The following is a 2,333-nucleotide window of genomic DNA, read 5'->3' as shown; positions in this document are numbered from 1 at the left end:
CAATGCAAGGGGAGACAACGCGCTCATGAGCGATGTTCTGGAGCTTCAGGACGTATCCGTGGTCCGCGAGGGCCGGGCTCTGGTGGACCAGGTCTCCTGGTCGGTGAAGGAGGGTGAGCGCTGGGTCATCCTGGGCCCCAACGGCGCCGGCAAGACCACCCTCCTCAATGTCGCGTCCAGCTACCTCTACCCCAGCAACGGCACCGCCACCATCCTCGGCGAGACCCTCGGCAAGCCCGGCACGGACGTCTTCGAACTGCGCCCGCGCATCGGCATGGCCGGCATCGCCATGGCCGACAAGCTGCCCAAGAGCCAGACCGTCCTGCAGACCGTACTGACCGCCGCCTACGGCATGACCGCCGGCTGGCAGGAGGAGTACGAGGACATCGACGAGCAGCGCGCCCGCGCCTTCCTCGACCGCCTGGGCATGACCGAGTACCTGGAACGGAAGTTCGGCACCCTCTCCGAGGGCGAGCGCAAGCGCACGCTGATCGCCCGCGCCCTGATGACCGACCCCGAACTGCTGCTCCTGGACGAGCCGGCCGCCGGCCTCGACCTCGGCGGCCGCGAGGACCTCGTGCGCCGCCTCGGCCGCCTCGCCCGCGACCCGATCGCCCCCTCGATGATCATGGTCACCCACCACGTCGAGGAAATCGCCCCGGGCTTCACCCACGTCCTGATGATCCGTCAGGGCGAGATCATGGCCGCGGGCCCGCTGGAGCTCGAACTGACCTCCCGCAACCTCTCCCTCTGCTTCGGACTCCCGCTCGTCGTCGAGCAGGTCGGCGACCGCTGGACCGCACAGGGGCTCCCCCTGTCCTGACCCGCCCCCCGTGCGCCCTGTCCCCGGCACGTCACCCGGACCTACCATGACCATGTGAACGACATCGACGCATGGGTGTGGTGGCTCGTCGCCGCGGCAGCGCTCGGAATTCCGCTCGTTGTGACCGCGATGCCGGAGTTCGGGATGCTCGCCGTCGGCGCGGTCGCCGCCGCCGTCGCATCCGGGTTCGGCGCGGACGTCGTCGTCCAGGTACTCGTCTTCGTCATCGTCTCGGTCGCCCTCATCGCCGTCGTACGGCCCATCGCCGCCCGGCACCGCTCCCAACGGCCCCAACTGGCCACGGGCGTGGACGCCCTGAAGGGCAGACAGGCCGTCGTACTGGAGCGGGTCGACGGCTCGGGCGGCCGGATCAAGCTCGCCGGGGAGGTCTGGTCGGCACGCGCACTCGACACCGGGCGGACCTTCGAGACGGGCGAGGAAGTCGACGTCGTGGACATCGAGGGGGCCACGGCGATCATCATGTGACCTCGCCGGGAACAAGTGGACCGAACACCCTCCGCGATACACGACGGTCTGTCAGACTCGACCAGCAAGATCCTCAAGAGCCGTAAGATCAGCCGTAGTCAGGGCCAGTAGCCAGGGCCAATAGGATCTGCCAGAGCGCCGAGGCGGAGAAGGGGACGGACAACCACGATGGAACCGGTCATCATCGTCTTGATCATCCTGGTGGTGTTGGTCTTCATCGCCCTGATCAAGACCATCCAGGTCATCCCACAGGCCAGCGCCGCCATCGTCGAGCGTTTCGGCCGCTACACGCGGACACTGAACGCGGGCCTCAACATCGTCGTCCCGTTCATCGACACCATCCGCAACCGCATCGACCTGCGCGAGCAGGTCGTCCCCTTCCCGCCGCAGCCGGTCATCACCCAGGACAACCTGGTCGTCAACATCGACACGGTCATCTACTACCAGGTGACCGACGCCCGCGCCGCGACGTACGAGGTCGCCAGCTACATCCAGGCCATCGAGCAGCTGACCGTCACCACACTCCGCAACATCATCGGCGGCATGGACCTGGAGCGGACCCTCACCTCCCGCGAGGAGATCAACGCGGCCCTGCGCGGCGTCCTCGACGAGGCCACCGGCAAGTGGGGCATCCGCGTCAACCGCGTGGAACTCAAGGCCATCGAGCCGCCCACCTCCATCCAGGACTCGATGGAGAAGCAGATGCGCGCCGACCGCGACAAGCGCGCCGCGATCCTCCAGGCCGAGGGTGTCCGGCAGTCCGAGATCCTGCGCGCCGAGGGCGAGAAGCAGTCCCAGATCCTGCGCGCCGAGGGTGAGGCCAAGGCCGCCGCCCTGCGCGCCGAGGGCGAGGCCCAGGCCGTCCGCACCGTCTTCGAGGCCATCCACGCCGGCGACCCGGACCAGAAGCTGCTCTCCTACCAGTACCTCCAGATGCTGCCGAAGATCGCCGAGGGCGACGCCAACAAGCTCTGGATCGTCCCCAGCGAGATCGGCGACGCCCTCAAGGGCCTGTCCGGAGCCA

Annotated in this window: 3 protein-coding genes; all 3 read left to right on the top strand. The window is 68.2% G+C overall.

Annotation, left to right across the window (positions count from 1 at the left end; all coding sequences use genetic code 11):
- Positions 1-25 precede the first annotated feature (25 nt).
- Entirely contained in the window at positions 26-823 is a 798-nt protein-coding gene (locus EBH09_RS07625) for an ABC transporter ATP-binding protein (RefSeq protein ID WP_121746289.1), read from the top strand.
- 54 nt (positions 824-877) lie between these two features.
- Positions 878-1,309 (top strand): NfeD family protein, encoded by a 432-nt coding sequence (locus EBH09_RS07620; protein ID WP_121746288.1) that lies wholly within the window; start codon positions 878-880, stop codon positions 1,307-1,309.
- Between the two features lie 168 nt (positions 1,310-1,477).
- Positions 1,478-2,333: SPFH domain-containing protein (locus tag EBH09_RS07615; RefSeq protein ID WP_153182635.1), on the top strand; the 856-nt coding region annotated here is incomplete at its 3' end.

Source organism: Streptomyces sp. E2N166 (genome assembly GCF_003671715.1).
Classification (GTDB): Bacteria; Actinomycetota; Actinomycetes; order Streptomycetales; family Streptomycetaceae; genus Streptomyces; species Streptomyces thinghirensis.
This window is presented reverse-complemented; position numbering and strand designations above follow the sequence as displayed.

Bases quoted from the DNA above. Each gene is read 5' to 3' on its own strand.
- EBH09_RS07625 (WP_121746289.1), top strand. From the start codon at position 26: ATGAGCGATGTTCTGGAGCTTCAGGACGTATCCGTGGTCCGCGAGGGC.